The organism is Pseudomonas sp. NPDC088368 (genome assembly GCF_044753445.1).
Taxonomy (GTDB): Bacteria; Pseudomonadota; Gammaproteobacteria; order Pseudomonadales; family Pseudomonadaceae; genus Aquipseudomonas; species Aquipseudomonas bambusae.
The window spans coordinates 26,322-40,074 of sequence record NZ_JBIVNG010000016.1 but is presented as its reverse complement, the minus strand read 5'-3'; the positions used below and the strand labels follow the sequence as shown (position 1 = coordinate 40,074).

At 62.2% G+C, this 13,753-nt stretch carries 13 protein-coding genes; 7 read left to right on the top strand and 6 right to left on the bottom strand.

Translation table 11 applies throughout. The features are described from left to right. Positions 1-83: 83 nt before the first annotated feature. The 3 genes from ACIQAL_RS28700 to ACIQAL_RS28690 are packed head-to-tail and all read right to left on the bottom strand — an operon-like array spanning position 84 to position 3,055. On the bottom strand, positions 84-407 hold the full coding sequence (locus ACIQAL_RS28700; protein ID WP_401151458.1) for a hypothetical protein: 324 nt from the start codon (positions 405-407) through the stop codon (positions 84-86). After that, the gene (locus ACIQAL_RS28695) at positions 404-1,762 is read right to left on the bottom strand and encodes an acyclic terpene utilization AtuA family protein (RefSeq protein ID WP_401151455.1); all 1,359 of its coding nucleotides are present in this window, start codon (positions 1,760-1,762) and stop codon (positions 404-406) included. Before ACIQAL_RS28695 ends, ACIQAL_RS28700 begins: the two co-directional genes overlap by 4 nt. Continuing rightward, entirely contained in the window at positions 1,763-3,055 is a 1,293-nt protein-coding gene (locus tag ACIQAL_RS28690) for a CitMHS family transporter (RefSeq protein ID WP_401151453.1), read from the bottom strand. A 149-nt stretch (positions 3,056-3,204) separates the two neighbouring features. On the opposite strand from ACIQAL_RS28690, the gene ACIQAL_RS28685 reads away from it, so the two are divergent. The 5 genes from ACIQAL_RS28685 (at position 3,205) to efeO (ACIQAL_RS28665) (ending at position 8,821) form a co-directional block, all read left to right on the top strand. Further along, positions 3,205-4,098, top strand: coding sequence for a LysR family transcriptional regulator (locus ACIQAL_RS28685; protein ID WP_401151450.1), 894 nt, complete (start codon positions 3,205-3,207; stop codon positions 4,096-4,098). A 398-nt stretch (positions 4,099-4,496) separates the two neighbouring features. Continuing rightward, positions 4,497-5,366, top strand: a complete 870-nt coding sequence (gene efeU, locus ACIQAL_RS28680; protein WP_401151448.1) for an iron uptake transporter permease EfeU — start codon at positions 4,497-4,499, stop codon at positions 5,364-5,366. 8 nt (positions 5,367-5,374) lie between these two features. After that, positions 5,375-6,583 carry an iron uptake system protein EfeO gene (gene efeO / locus ACIQAL_RS28675; RefSeq protein WP_401151445.1) on the top strand — a complete coding sequence of 403 codons (1,209 nt, stop codon included), beginning with the start codon at positions 5,375-5,377 and terminating at the stop codon, positions 6,581-6,583. A 66-nt stretch (positions 6,584-6,649) separates the two neighbouring features. Then, positions 6,650-7,972, top strand: a complete 1,323-nt coding sequence (efeB, locus tag ACIQAL_RS28670; protein WP_401151443.1) for an iron uptake transporter deferrochelatase/peroxidase subunit — start codon at positions 6,650-6,652, stop codon at positions 7,970-7,972. A 27-nt stretch (positions 7,973-7,999) separates the two neighbouring features. Continuing rightward, on the top strand, positions 8,000-8,821 hold the full coding sequence (gene efeO, locus ACIQAL_RS28665) for an iron uptake system protein EfeO (protein WP_166598500.1): 822 nt from the start codon (positions 8,000-8,002) through the stop codon (positions 8,819-8,821). A gap of 227 nt (positions 8,822-9,048) precedes the next feature. Here the strand turns inward: efeO (ACIQAL_RS28665) and ACIQAL_RS28660 are convergent, their stop codons facing one another. The 3 genes from ACIQAL_RS28660 to ACIQAL_RS28650 form a co-directional block, all read right to left on the bottom strand. After that, entirely contained in the window at positions 9,049-9,819 is a 771-nt protein-coding gene (locus ACIQAL_RS28660) for a molybdopterin-dependent oxidoreductase (RefSeq protein WP_401151440.1), read from the bottom strand. Beyond that, positions 9,812-10,435, bottom strand: coding sequence for a cytochrome b/b6 domain-containing protein (locus ACIQAL_RS28655; RefSeq protein WP_401151437.1), 624 nt, complete (start codon positions 10,433-10,435; stop codon positions 9,812-9,814). The genes ACIQAL_RS28660 and ACIQAL_RS28655 overlap by 8 nt, the downstream gene beginning before the upstream one ends. A 159-nt stretch (positions 10,436-10,594) precedes the next feature. After that, positions 10,595-11,200 carry a hypothetical protein gene (locus tag ACIQAL_RS28650; RefSeq protein ID WP_166598507.1) on the bottom strand — a complete coding sequence of 202 codons (606 nt, stop codon included), beginning with the start codon at positions 11,198-11,200 and terminating at the stop codon, positions 10,595-10,597. A 279-nt stretch (positions 11,201-11,479) separates the two neighbouring features. Between ACIQAL_RS28650 and ACIQAL_RS28645 the strand changes: the two genes are divergently transcribed. Together ACIQAL_RS28645 and ACIQAL_RS28640 are read left to right on the top strand one after the other, a co-directional pair. After that, positions 11,480-12,175, top strand: a complete 696-nt coding sequence (locus tag ACIQAL_RS28645) for a heavy metal response regulator transcription factor (protein ID WP_341958856.1) — start codon at positions 11,480-11,482, stop codon at positions 12,173-12,175. Then, complete coding sequence (locus tag ACIQAL_RS28640) at positions 12,148-13,545, top strand: heavy metal sensor histidine kinase (RefSeq protein ID WP_401151435.1); 1,398 nt, start codon at positions 12,148-12,150, stop codon at positions 13,543-13,545. Before ACIQAL_RS28645 ends, ACIQAL_RS28640 begins: the two co-directional genes overlap by 28 nt. Positions 13,546-13,753 lie beyond the last annotated feature (208 nt).

The window sequence follows — 13,753 nt, the reverse complement described above, 5'->3', positions numbered from 1 at the left end:
CGCTGGCCGCGTTTACGACTGCTGCGCTCGGACGCGACCCCGGCCCGATCGCAGGCAAGATGGAGCGCCGAATCAACAGCAAATCAGCCCTCAATCTCAATATCCAACAACGCCGCGCCCAACGCCTTGCCATGGGCATCCAGCGCCAGCGAGCGTGTCACACCGCCCTTCAGAATCCCCGGCAACACGAAATTCAACGCCTGCACATTCGGCAGCTCGTACCGCCGAACGCCCCCCGATTTAGGATCAAGCAGCTCGGCAAAGTGCGCCGCCACCCGCTCGGCCGTCAGCTGTGCGACCAGTCGCGGATAATCCTCCGCCCGGTACGCAATCACCGAAATGTTCGACGTATCGCCCTTGTCCCCGGTGCGCGAATGGGCCAGGTCACGCAATTTGACGGCACTCATGACACCTCCTCCAGATGAACCTGCGGCGTAACCGTTTCACGGGGCAGCAGCAGCGACGCCACCGCCACCACCTGACGCACCGCCTTGGTCGCCCCGCCGCCGCCATAAGGTCCGTTGGTGTACAGGGTTTCCACTTCGTTGCCGATCCTCACCGCTTCGGCTTTCTCGACGCAACGGGCCGCGACCCGCAAACGCACTTCCCACGGCTCACTCGGTGCACGCGAACCCAACTCGGCACCGTGCAACGAATCGACCCCGATCAGCTCGGCGCGCACGTCGTCAAACACCACACCGGTGATTTTCAATCGCTCCAGCACCACCTCCCGCGCCAGTTGCGCCCGGGCCAGCGCGCCGGGGCCGCCATAGGAAATCTGCCCCTCGCCGATCCAGCCGTCGAGAAACCCCACCGACACTTTCAACGTCTCGGGGCGTGCGCGACCGGACGCCCCCTCGGCACGCACTTCGTTGGACGCTACGACGTTAAAGGAAACGGCCGAAAAATCCGCCGTCACATCCGGGGTCAGGTAGGCACTGGGGTCGTGCACTTCGTAAATCATCTGCTCAGTGCAGGTGGCCGTGTCGATACGCCCGCCAGAGCCCGCCACCTTGCTGATCACCGCCCTGCCCTCGGCGTCGATTTCGGCCAGCGGGAAACCCAACCTCGCCAGATCCGGCACGTCTTTCACGCCGGGGTCAGCGAAATAGCCCCCGGTGATTTGCCCCGCGCACTCCAGCAGATGCCCGATCAGCGTGCCGCGCCCCAACCGCGCCCAGTCGTCCGGCGCCCAACCGAACTCGAACAGTTGCGGCGCCAGGAACAGCGAAGGGTCGGCCACGCGCCCGGTGATCACCACATCAGCGTCGGCCTTCAGCGCGTCAACGATGCCTTCAGCCCCCAGATAAGCGTTGGCGGAAATCAGCCGGTCTCCCAGCCCCTTGATCGTCGAGCCGTTGTCCAGCATCTGTTCAGGGTCTAGCTGCGCGAGCACATCATCCCCCGTCAGCGCGGCGACTTTCAGGCCGTGCAACCCCAACGTCGCCGCGATCCGCCGCACCTCTTTCGCCGCCGACAACGGGTTGGCCGCGCCCATGTTGGTGATAACCCGCAGGCGTCTCTGCCCCGGCTCACGGCCAAGGGCCACGAACGGCAGGATGCGACGCATGCGCTCGCTCAGCAGCGGGTCGTAACCGGCCTCGGGGTCCGCCAGCCGCGCCTGTTGCGCGAGGGCGATGGTGCGCTCGGCCAGGCATTCGAACACCAGGTAATCCAGCGCACCCTTTTCAGCCAGCTCCACGGCCGGCTCGATGCGGTCGCCCGAGTAACCGGCGCCAGAGCCCACACGTAAGGTTTTCATTCAAAACACTCCCAGCAGCAGCGCGGTGAGGGTCATCAGCACCGATGCGCCAAACAGAAACGGGATGGTGAAGCGCTGGTGGTCGGCCAGTTCGACCTTGCACAGCCCCACCAACAGAAAGGTCGCGGGGGTCAGCGGGCTGACCGGGAAACCGGTGGTGTGCACGCCCAGTAACGAAGCTTGAGCGACTTGCAGCGGATCGACGCCCAGCGCGCGGCCGACTTCGGCGATCACCGGCATCACACCGAAGTAAAAGGAATCCGGGTCGAACAGCAGGCTCAGCGGCATCGACAGGAAGCCCACGACCATCGGGATCAATTTGCCGTGGCCTGCCGGTATCTGCGCCACCGCGACTTCGGCCATGGCCTTGAGCATGCCGGTGCCTTGCATGATTCCGGTGAACACACCGGCCGCCAGAAGAATGCTGGCCATGGTCAGCGCGGTCTTGGCGTGGGCATCGATGCGCGCCCGTTGCGCGTCAACGTTGGGGTAATTGATGCACAGCGCCAACACGGTGCCGACCATGAACATCACCACCGGATCGACCCAGCCCGCGATCATCACGGCCATGACTACAACGGTCAGCAGCAGGTTGAGCCAGAACAGGCGCGGACGGCGCAGCACTTCTTCCTGCTCGGTAAGGACGCGTTCGGGCACCACGTCCACAGCTGCGCCAGCACCCAGCCCCAAGCGCTTTTCTTCACGACGCCCCAGCAGCCAGGCACTGATGAAGACAAACGCCAGGCCGACGATCTGCACCGGAATCAGCGGCTGGAACAGCTCGGCCACGGGCACGTGCAAAGCGGCGGACGAACGCAACACCGGGCCGGTCCACGGCAGGAAATTCACCCCCGCTGCCATCGCCGCGACGCAGGCCAGAATTCGCCGGTCAATGCCCAGCCGTGTGTACAGCGGCAGCATCGCCGGGATGGTCACCAGAAAGGTCACCGCCCCCGAACCGTCGAGGTGGACCAGCAACGCCAGCAGCGCCGTGCCCACGACAATCCGCGTTGGACGCGTGCCCACCGTGCGCAGAATACGGTCGATGATCGGGTCGAGCATGCCTGCGTCGGTCATCACCCCGAAGAACAGGATGGCGAACACGAACATGCCGACCACAGGGGCGACGTTCTTGATGCCGGTGAGGATGAACCCGCTGGTTTGCAGACCGAAACCGCCGATGAGCGCGGCGATGATCGGCAAGGCGATCAGGGCAACCAGAGGCGAGAGGCGCTTGCTCATGACGGCGGCGAGCAAACAGAGAATGGTGATGACACCGAGGGTGGCGAGCATGGGCGGGTCCTTGTCATTCCTGTCCGAAGGGCGGCGGAACGAGCTGTTGTTGTTTTCGCCGAGTATCGAAACGGGGGTAAGCTTTGTAAATTGAAATGTTTACAGCCTCACGTTCGGAAAAACCGAATCGAAACGCCGAGATACCTCTAATGAAAAACTCGATCCAGCACATCCGCGCCTTTCTGGCGGTGGCCAACAGCGGCAGCTTCGCCAAGGCCGCCCTTGAACTGAACCTCTCGCCGTCCGCCCTGACCGTGCAAATCCAGCAGCTGGAAGAATGGCTCGGCGTCACCCTGCTGGAGCGCAGCCCGCGTCAGGTCAGCCTCACCGCTGCCGGGCAGAACAACCGCGGGCCGATGGAAAAACTGCTGCTGGACCTGGACAACATCGTCAGCGGTTCGCGGGACCTGGCGGCGCTGCGTCGCGGGGTAGTGACCGTGGCGGCCCTGCCCTCCCTGTGTTCCGGCGCCCTGCCGCCGATGCTCAAGGCCTTCCGCGAGCAATTCCCAGGCGTCGAAGTGCGGCTACGGGACGTAGTGGCTCAGCGCATCGATGCGTTGGTGCGCGACGGCGAAGTGGATTTCGGGCTGGGGGTGCGGGCGCGCATGAGCCACGGGCTGGCGTTCGAGGTGGTGATGGAGGACCGCCTCAGCCTGTTCGTGCCCCTCGATCATCCGCTGGCCAAACGGCGTTCGATTGCGCTGTCCGACATCGCCGGCGAACCGATCATCCTCACCGGCCGTGACAGCAGCGTGCGTGAAAAAGTGGAGCAACTGTTCGCCGAAGAAGGCCTGACCCTGACACCGGGACTGGAAGCGAACTACATGTCCACGGTCATGGCGCTGGTGCGGCAAGGGCTGGGGATGACACTGCTGCCGGAATCCGCCGACGAAGGCCGGGGTGATCTGGCACAAGTGCGGGTCGAGCATGCGGGGGTGAATCGGGAGATCGGGTTGATCACGCGGGTGGGGTTCGGGATGAGTCCGGCGGCGGAAAAGTTCGTTGACATGATGAAGAGATCACTGCCTTCACGCTCCAACTGACAAAACGCAACCCGCTTCTGCCGAAGGCGTAGGAGTCGGCTTACCTACGATCTGGCGCATAGCGGCAGCAAAGTCGGTGTTAACGGTGTGTCAGGTGTATTGAGTCGTCAGGTTTTACTGCCGCTACGCGCCAGATCGCAGGCAAGCCGGCTCCTACGGCCTCCGGCCAGAATCAAGAGCGTGCGTACGCCGCCGACCCTCTTGCAGCTTGTAGCTCCAAGCTCGCCGCTGCGTCAAAGGCTGAACGCCGCCTGAACACCTGCACAAATCCGGGAAAAAGCAAAAAAACAAGTATGCTCATTCAATAATGAGTATCATTATGTTACACATTGCCTGAATGCGAATGGCTTGCGACCGCGTTCAGGCTGCACACCCTATCAGATTTACACCGGTGATAAATGCTCGTTCCTTTTTTGATCATGTTGCGCGAAGGGATTGAAGCCGCGCTTATCGTAGGCATCATTGCCAGCTACCTCAAACAGACCGGCCGTGGCGAGTGGATGCCCGCCGTCTGGATCGGGGTGTTCCTCGCAGCAGCGTTGGCGCTGTTCGTCGGGGGCGGCCTGGAATTGGTCAGCGCCGAATTCCCGCAGAAACAACAGGAACTGTTCGAAGGCGTGGTCGGCCTGATCGCCGTGGTCATCCTCAGTTCGATGGTCGTCTGGATGCGCAAAGTGGCACGTTCGGTCAAACATGACCTGCACCAATCCCTGGACGCCGCCCTCGCCGGCTCGAAAAACCAGACCTACGCGCTGATCGGCATGGTGTTCTTCGCCGTCGCCCGTGAAAGCCTCGAAACCGTGTTCTTCCTGCTGGCCGTGTTCCAGCAGAGCGAAGGTGTGTCGGGCCCGCTCGGCGCGCTGTTCGGCCTGATCATCGCGGTCGCCATCGGTGTGGCCATCTATAAAGGCAGCTTGCGCCTGAACCTCAGCCGCTTCTTCCGCTACACCGGCTTGTTCATCCTCATCGTGGCCGCTGGCATTCTGTCCAACTCGGTGCGTTCCCTGCACGAAGCCGGAGTCTGGAACCACTTCCAGGACGTGGTCTTCGACATCAGCGCGACCTTGCCGATGGACGGCCCGACCGGATCGGTGCTGGCTGGCATGTTCGGTTATCAGGATGCCCCGACCGTCAGCGTGCTGGTGGCGTACCTCGCCTACCTGATCTTCGCGCTGTTCCTGTTCTTCAAGCCGCAGGCGCGGGTGGTGAGTCTGCCCACCCGCCCGGCCCATGAACACGGCCACTCTTCCTCAGTTACGAACAAATAAGGGCAACCATGACCAGTCAGACCGGCCTTCCTCCGCAGAAAGCCAAGCCTAAACGCGCCCTGCAATTTGCCGTCGCAGGTTCCGTGCTGCTGATGATCGCCGCAGGCGCCATGTTCTATTTCGCCTCGCAAGCCGCGCAGAAAAAGCGCATCGCCAACGGCGGCAATGAAACCGTGGTGACCATTAACGCCAAGAGCTGCGAGCCGAACGCCATCACCGTGCCTGCGGGCAAGCATGCGTTCCGCATCGTCAACGCCTCCGAGCGTGCCGTTGAGTGGGAAATCCTCGACGGCGTGCTGGTGGTCGAAGAGCGCGAAAACATCGTTCCCGGCCTGAGTCAGATCATCAACGCCAACCTGCAGCCGGGCGATTACGCGATCACCTGCGGCCTGCTGAGCAACCCGCGCGGCACCCTGCACGTGACGCCAACCGCTGAATCCGAAGCCGCTGCGAAAGCCCGTCCTTCGATGGTCGCCTTCATCGGCCCGCTGTCGGAATACCGCGTCTACCTGAGCACCCAGAGCAGCGCGCTGATCCGCACCACCGCCGATCTGCAACAGGCCATCGACAGCGGCGATCTAGCCGCTGCGCAGAAAGCCTACGCCCCGGCCCGGGCCGCGTATCAGCGGATTGCCCCCGCCGCGCAACGCTTGGCCGAGCTGGACAATGCGATCAACGCCCGCGCCGACTATTTCGAGAAACGCGAGCAGGACCCTGGTTTCAGCGGCTTCCACCGCATCGAGTTCGGCCTGTTCTCGCAGAAGTCCGTGGACAGCCTGTCGCTGGTCGCACAGAAGCTGCAAACCGACATCGCGACGCTGAAAACCCAATTGCTGGCTCAAAGCATCGCGCCTGAGCAACTGGCGAGCATGGTGGTGCGCAACATGCGCAGCCTGGCCGACATCCGCAGCAACGGCGAAGAAGAGCGTTACAGCCACCTCGACGTCAGCGGTTTCGCCGCCAACCTGGAAGGCACCCGCAAAGTCATCGAGCTGTTGCGTCCACTGCTGGCCAGGAACTGGGGCGACGTACTGAAGAAGATCGACGACGCCAGCACTGCACTGGACGACCAGTTGCTGATGCTCAAGACCGAAAACGGCTACAAGCCGTATGACCAGGTCAGCACTGAACAACGCAAACAAATCGCGGACAAGGCCAAGGCGCTGGCCGATGCACTCGATGGAATCGATCCGGCCCTGGGCCTCACTGGCCTGTAAGCGTGCCCTGGCGGGTGCCCCTCTGCACCCGCCCGGCCCTGAAACCCGAACGAAGAAACTATCCACATGAAAGACTCCGATTCGTCCAACGCCCCGATTTCCGCTGAACGCCGCCGTGTCCTGATGGGCCTTGGCGCGGCCGGTGCCGCAATTGCCGGTGCCAGCCTGAGCGGCAATGCCCTCGCCGCCACCAGCGCCCCGGCGCAAGTGACCGAAGCCCCGAAAAGCGAAAAGACCCAGGACCGCAACGAATTCCACGGTGTGCATCAGTCCGGCATTGTCACCCCGCGCCCGACGGCGGGCATGGTGGTGGCCTTCGACGTGCTGGCCCAGGACACCGACGATCTGGAGCGTCTGTTCCGCACGCTCAACGAGCGCATCACGTTCCTGATGACCGGTGGCGCCGTGCCTCAGGTCGATCCGAAGCTGCCGCCGCTGGACTCCGGCATTCTTGGCCCGGTGGTCACCCCGGATAACCTGACCATTACCGTGTCGGTCGGCGACTCGCTGTTCGACGAGCGTTTCGCTCTGGAGCACGTCAAGCCCAAGCGCCTGCAACGCATGGTCGGTTTTCCCAACGACGCCCTCGAAGCGGCCTGCTGCCACGGCGACCTGAGCATTCAGTTCTGCTCCAACGCGCCGGACAGCAACATTCACGCCTTGCGCGACATCGTCAAAAACCTGCCGGACCTGCTACTGGTGCGCTGGAAGCAGGAAGGCACCGTGCCCGCCCAGGCTCCGCTCAAACCAGGCCAACCGCCTGAGAGCGCGCGCAACTTCCTCGGCTTCCGCGACGGCTCAGCCAACCCGGATTCCAACAACCAGAAGACCATGAACGAACTGGTCTGGGTGCAAGCCGGCAGCGACGAGCCCGCCTGGGCCGCCAACGGCAGTTATCAGGCCGTGCGCATCATTCGCAATCTGGTCGAACGCTGGGACCGTACTCCGCTGCAGGAACAGGAAAGCATCATTGGCCGGGTCAAACCGACCGGCGCGCCAATGGACGGCAAGACCGAGACCGACGTTCCGGATTACGCCAAAGACCCTGAAGGCAAGCTCACCAAACTCGACGCTCACATCCGCCTGGCGAACCCGCGCACGGCTGAAAGCCAGCGCAACCTGATCCTGCGCCGTCCGTTCAACTACTCCAACGGCGTGATGAAAAACGGCCAGCTGGACATGGGCCTGTTGTTCATCTGCTACCAGTCGGATCTGGAAAAAGGCTTCATCACCGTGCAGACCCGCCTCAACGGCGAGCCGCTGGAGGAGTACCTGAAGCCGGTCGGCGGCGGGTATTTCTTCACCTTGCCGGGTGTGAAAGACAGCAACGATTTCATAGGCCGGTCGCTGCTGGCCGCTGCCTCCGCTGTAAAAACAAAAACTGCCTGACAACCCTTACCTCACAGGAAGAGCTCCATGAAAAAGTCGCCTCTCGCGCTGTTGGTTACCCTTGGCTTGTTGCAGACCCCGTCCGTGTTCGCGGCGACGGCACCGCTGGACCTGGTGACCCCAGTGTCCGACTACAAAATCTACGTCACTGAAAACGTCGACAAGCTGGCCGCCGACACGCAGAAGTTCACCGACGCGATCAAGAAAGGCGACCTGGCCACCGCCAAGAAGCTGTACCCGACCACTCGCGTTGCCTACGAGTCCATCGAGCCGATCGCCGAGCTGTTCGACGACCTGGACAAGTCGATCGACTCCCGCGTTGACGACCATGAGAAAGGCGTAGAAGCCGAAGACTTCACCGGCTTCCACCGTCTGGAGCACGCGCTCTTCGAAAAGAACACCACCAAGGATCAAGGCGCGCTGGCTGACAAGCTGATGGCCGACGTCAAAGACCTGCAAGCGCGCATCGCTGACCTGACCTTCCCGCCAGAGAAAGTCGTGGGCGGTGCTGCTGCGCTGCTGGAAGAGGTCGCGGCGACCAAGATTTCCGGTGAAGAAGACCGTTACAGCCACACCGACCTGTATGACTTTCAGGGCAACGTAGACGGCGCGAAGAAAATCGTCGACCTGTTCAAGCCGCAACTGGAGAAGTCGGACAAGGCATTCGTGGCCAAGGTCGACAAGAACTTCGCCACCGTGGACAAGATCCTGGCGAAGTACAAAACCAAGGATGGCGGTTTCGAAACCTATGACAAGGTGAAAGAAAACGACCGTAAAGCCCTGACCGGCCCGGTCAACACCCTGGCAGAAGACCTGTCGCAAATGCGTGGCAAACTCGGTCTGAACTGAGTTCCAACGCTTTAAAAAACCGCCTGCCGATCATTCGCCAGGCGGTTTTTTTGTGTCTGTTCAGTCCGGCGAAAATTCATTCTGTGGGAGCGAATTCATTCGCGATTGGCCATCCCAGTCGGTACATCTCTATCGACTGGACCATTTTTCGCGAATGAATTCGCTCCCACAGGGGGGTCAGCGGCGCATGAAGGTGTTGAGGCAGACACAGGGGGAACATTGTCAGCCTAAATCCCGCTAAACCAGTTGTACCCCTGATCTTCCCAATACCCCCCCGGATAATCGTTGGTGACGAAAATCTCGACGATGTGCTTGGGGTTCTTGAAGCCCAGCTTGGTCGGCACGCGGATGCGCAGCGGGTAGCCGTAGCTCGGCGGCAACGCGACCTCGCCAAAATCCAGCGCCAGCAGCGTTTGCGGGTGCAGTGCGGTGGGCATGTCGAGACTGGAGTAGTAACGGTCCGCGCACTTGAAGCCGACGAATTTGGCCGAGGTGTCCGCGCCCACGTGTTCGAGGAAGGTCTTCAGCGGCACCCCGCCCCACTGCCCGATCGCGCTCCAGCCTTCGACGCAAATCAATCGCGTGATGTCAGTGCGTTGCGGGAGTTTGCGCAGGCCGTCGAGGGTCCACGGCGCCTTGTCGCGCACCAGCCCGGAGACGCCAAGCTTCCAGTCGGCCACGTCCAGATCAGGGATGTCGTCTTCGCCGTAGAACGCGTTGAACGGGAACGGGTTGCGGATCTGCTCCTTGGCGAAGGTCGGCGCCAGTTTCTGCCCGCTGAACAGCCAGGCCTGCACCCGGTCGTTAAATCGCGACATGCTCCACAGCACTTTGTCCACCTGATCGCCGTCCTGCAGGTTACAGCCGCTGAGCATGGCCATCGCGCCCACGGTCAGGCCGCCTTTGAGGAAGTGACGGCGTTGCAGGTTTTCCAGCTGAATCTGTTGCGCCGGTTCCAGCTTGATGCGCTGGATCGCGCGTTTTTTCGGTTCAATCATGTTCGCCCTTCCCGCTTTCCATCACACGCGTGCCGCCGGTGATCATCGGCAACAGGGTTTTCGGCACCAGCAACACCAGCGCCAGGTGCACCACGACAAACGCGCCAATCGCCGCCATCGCGCCGAAATGCACGAAACGGGCAAAATCGTAGCCGCCAAACAGCGCGGTCAGTTCCTGCAACTGGATCGGTTTCCAGATCGCCAGCCCCGACACCACGATCAACACGCCCGCCGCCAGCACCAGCCAATACATCAAGCGCTGGACGGCGTTGTACACGCCCTTTTCGTGCTTGAGGCGGAAACGCAAGGCGTCCACCAGATCGCGTTTGACCGCCTTGGGGGTGACAGGCAGGAAGTCACGCTTGAAGTGCTTGCTGAGCAGGCCGTACGCCACGTAGATCAGGCCGTTGATCACCAACAGCCACATCACCGCGAAGTGCCAGGCCAGCGCGCCGCCGAGCCAGCCGCCGAGGGTGAAATCCCGGGGGAAGGAAAAGCGGAACAGCGGCGACGCGTTGTAAATGCCCCAGCCGCTCATGAACATGCAGACCATGCCAAAGGCGTTGATCCAGTGCGTGAGACGAATGGGCCAGGGGTGGATTCTGGTTTTTTTCATGGCTTCTCCGGCAGCAAACTTACCCCTGTGGGAGCGAATTCATTCGCGAAAAATGGGCCAGACGATGGAGATGCGTCGTCTAAACCCGCTTCTCGCGAATGAATTCGCTCCCACAGGGTTCCATGTCAACCGTCGATTAAACGGTGTTTCAAAAACACATTACATCGGCGGCTGGAAGCCATCCTTGCCGACCGCTACACCACGGGCAGTCTTGCCGTCGTCGGCCGGGAACACCACGACCTTGGCACCCTTGACCAGTTGATCAACCTTGCCTGCTTCGATGTAGGCAATCGGCACGTCGTCCGGCACCACCAACTGCTTCTCGCCGCCTTTGTAGCTCACGCTCAGGGTGTGGCCGTTGGTGCCGGTCAGCTTGCCGACGGTGCCGTTGGTCATGGTCCCGGTGCTGCCGTCAGCGTTCTGCCAGCCGTAGTGACCTTCGCCGCTGCCTTTGAGGCTCGGCTCGAACACCGCCACTTCCAGTGCTTTCAGCGTGCCGTCTGCCTGAGGCGTGGCCGCCGAACCGATGAAGCTGTCGGCCTTGATCGAGGCGATGTCGCCTTTCGAGACCAGACGCACGCCAGTCTTGTCGGTCAGGGCGATGCTCTGATGAGCACCGGCACGGGTGGTGTAAGTCAGGGTGTTGTTTTCGAAGCTATCAATGGTGCCGCGCACCGGCTTGACCACGGGCATGTCAGCCGCCGAGGCCATGACGGCGGCGCTCAGGGCGAGCAAACCAAAGGTGGCGGACAATGCATTCTTCATTTTCATCGTGACGTTCCTTGAGGGCAGAGGGATGAAGCATAGTGCGTGTTGGATGACCGCCATCCTCCGCCCGCAACCGGCACCGGACAATGACCGGGCGATGACATTTTTGTCATTCGCCGCACGCCTCGCTCCCCCTTCGATCAATGACAAAAATGTAACCGACCTCAACGTCCCAAATGGTTAAACTCCGCACACGACGCGGCATCCAGCCGTTTTCAGCGCCCTTTGATAACCGCCCGGCGACACTGCCCTGACGCGAAGCGAGCCCCGCCCACGATGCACATCCTGCTGATCGAAGACGACACCAAAACCGGTGAGTACCTGAAAAAGGGCCTCAGCGAATCCGGCTACAAAGTCGATTGGACCCAGCACGGCGCCGACGGTCTGCATATGGCGCTGGAGCACCGCTACGACCTACTGGTGCTGGACGTCATGCTGCCCGGCATCGACGGCTGGCAGATCATCGAAGTGCTGCGCGCCAAGCAGGACGTGCCGGTGCTGTTCCTCACTGCCCGCGACCAGTTGCAGGACCGCATTCGCGGGCTGGAGCTGGGCGCCGACGACTACCTCGTCAAACCGTTTTCCTTCACCGAACTGTTGCTGCGCATCCGCACGATCCTGCGCCGGGGCGTGGTGCGCGAGGCCGATCATTTCCATCTCGCGGACCTGGAGCTGGACCTGCTGCGTCGTCGCGTCACCCGCCAGCAACAGGTGATCACCCTGACCAACAAGGAATTCGCCCTGCTGCACCTGCTGCTGCGCCGCGAAGGCGACGTGCTGTCACGGGCGCAGATCGCCTCGGAGGTCTGGGACATGAACTTCGACAGCGACACCAACGTGGTCGACGTGGCGATCAAACGCCTGCGCAGCAAGGTCGATCTGCCCTACCCGGTCAAGCTGATTCACACGGTGCGCGGCATCGGTTACGTGTGCGAGGTGCGGCCATGCGAGCCCGACGCCAGCCCTCTCTGACCCTGCGCTCGACCTTGGCCTTTGCGGTGGTGGCGATGCTCGCCGTGGCCAGCGCCGGAATGTACCTGTACGAAACCATGAAAGCCTCGGTGATGACCCGCAGCGACCACGCGGTGCTGGCGCGTCTCGATCACTTTCGCAAACTGCTGCAATACGACCTGACCCTCGACACCCTGCGCAGCAGCCCACAACTGTTCGAAAACATGCTGGACAGCGAGGACGATATTTTCGTCATTGGCGAGCCGGGCAAATCCCCGGTGATCATGGTCAACCCGCTGCACGCGACATTGCCGCAGATGCCGGTGATCAGCGCCAACGCCCCCTTGAGCGCGGACGACATGCGCAGCGGCATGGTCCGCGGGGACGTGCCGATGCGGGCGGCCACGGTGGAAGCGGTGTCTGGCGGCAAGGTCGTGCACCTGACCGCCGCGCACCTGGCCGTGAAGGAAATGGCGACCCTGGACAACTTTCGCGACCGCATCTTGATTTCGATTGCACTGGCGTTCGCGGTGACGGCCGGGCTCGGCTATCTGTTGCTGCGTCGAGGCCTGCGACCGCTGCGCAACATGGCCGCCCACGCCACCGCCATCACCCCGGCGCGCCTCGACAGCCGGATGGACAGCCGCGACACGCCGGTGGAGTTGCAGCAACTGAGCGACGCGTACAACGGCATGCTTGATCGCCTCGCAGACGGTTACCAGCGCCTGACCCAGTTTTCCGCCGACCTCGCCCACGAGATTCGCACGCCGGTGGGTTCGTTGATGGGCCATTGTCAGGTGGCGTTGCGGCAACCGCGCAGCGCCGATGAGTACCAGATGCTGCTGGCCTCGAATCTTGAAGAACTGGAGCGGATTTCGCGGATGGTCGAAAGCATCCTGTTCCTCGCCCGCGCCGACGATGCACAGGCCGCGCTGAATCGTCAGCCACTGAGCCTCGCTGATGAAGTGCAGCGGGTGACGGGGTATTTCGAAGGGTTGGCCGAAGAGCGGCAGATGACGTTCAGCGTGTCAGGCGATGGCCAACTCGACGCCGATCCGTTGCTGCTGCGACGAGCGTTGAGCAACCTCGTGGCCAACGCGATCCGATACGCCGATGAAAGCAGCGAGATCGAGATTCGGGTTGTCAATGAGGGCGAACAGCGCCGCATCGAGGTGGAAAACCAGGGCCCGGTCCTGAGCGAATCGGCCCTCGGCAAACTGTTCGACCGCTTCTACCGCGCCGACGCCTCTCGCCATCAGAGTTCCGATTCCAACGGGCTGGGGTTGGCGATTGTGGCGGCAATCATGCAATTGCATGGGGGGGACGTGGCGGTGAACCAGCCGAGACCGAAGCGGATCTGCTTCGCGCTGATTTTCCCGATGCCTGCGTGATGTTCCTTCTGCGCAAGACATAGCGGCTGCCGGGGTGACGCGATCAGGGCTTTTGATTCTGGCCGAAGGCCGTAGGAGTTGGCTTGCCTACGATCTGGCGCGCAGCGGCAGTAAAGTCAGACAACTCGGTTGTATCTGATACACCCCGTGGTTGGGGTTTACTGCCGCTGCGCAGCAGATCGCAGGCAAGCCAGCTCCCACGCCCTCC